The sequence below is a fragment of the Psychroflexus aurantiacus genome, from assembly GCF_010820555.1.
In the GTDB taxonomy this organism is placed as follows: domain Bacteria; phylum Bacteroidota; class Bacteroidia; order Flavobacteriales; family Flavobacteriaceae; genus Psychroflexus; species Psychroflexus aurantiacus.
The window spans coordinates 1-807 of the sequence record NZ_JAAIKD010000035.1; the positions used below are offsets into that span (position 1 = coordinate 1).

Annotated in this window: 1 protein-coding gene; it reads right to left on the reverse strand. The window is 29.4% G+C overall.

Annotation, left to right across the window (positions count from 1 at the left end):
• Positions 1–141: 141 nt before the first annotated feature.
• Positions 142–807 (reverse strand): hypothetical protein (locus G3567_RS13225; RefSeq protein ID WP_205521240.1); only part of this gene is annotated, 666 nt, incomplete at its 5' end.

Sequence of the window (807 nt, forward strand, 5' to 3'; positions counted from 1 at the left end):
TACAACGTCTCGCGCATAACGAAAGTGGCGACTTAAAACGCGCAAGTTTTTCGGTTAAACTTTTTACTTTCTAAAAATACACAAAACTCTCGTTTCAGCTATAAATTCGCCATTTTTGTTATGCGCTGTTATGTGCTGGCTTTATTCCGTCTTTTTTCTTTTAAATTCTGGAATACAAAAACTTCCAGTTGCACCACTACCATAATCTAAAACTATATTTTCTTTGTAAAACATTTGAGAACAATCATCCGAGTATTTTTCCTGTAAATCTGAATTCAAATTTTCATCAAATATTAAATAACTAAAAACTCCCATTCCTTTAAATCCATATTCTATTTCGGTTGGGTCTCCGTTCGAAATACCCATACAATTTACATTTTCTAATTTATTATATAAATCAATAAATGTTTGATTTGTCCAATTCAATTTTTCTTTAACATCTATAAACGAGTTTGTTATTCCGTGATATTTTTTATCATAATCACTTCTTGGATTTTGAGGTACATATTGGTCTATATCTAAATCCCATTGTTGAAAAAGCAATTCAAGTTCATCTAAATTCTCCATAGGTTGATAAACAAAGAAATCAATATTATCAGATGAGTTATATCTTATTCGGATTATGAAGTCTTTGGGAACAATTTTGTTGAAGTGATTCTTTAGTTCAAGAATTTCAATCTTATTTTCGTCATAATTTTTCGTCAAGTCTTGTTTAGTTTTCATTCCGCAACTAGATGTGAAAACCAGAATTATTAAAATTATCAAATTTAGTCGTTTCATCGTTGTTTTTTTCAGCTTGCACATAAC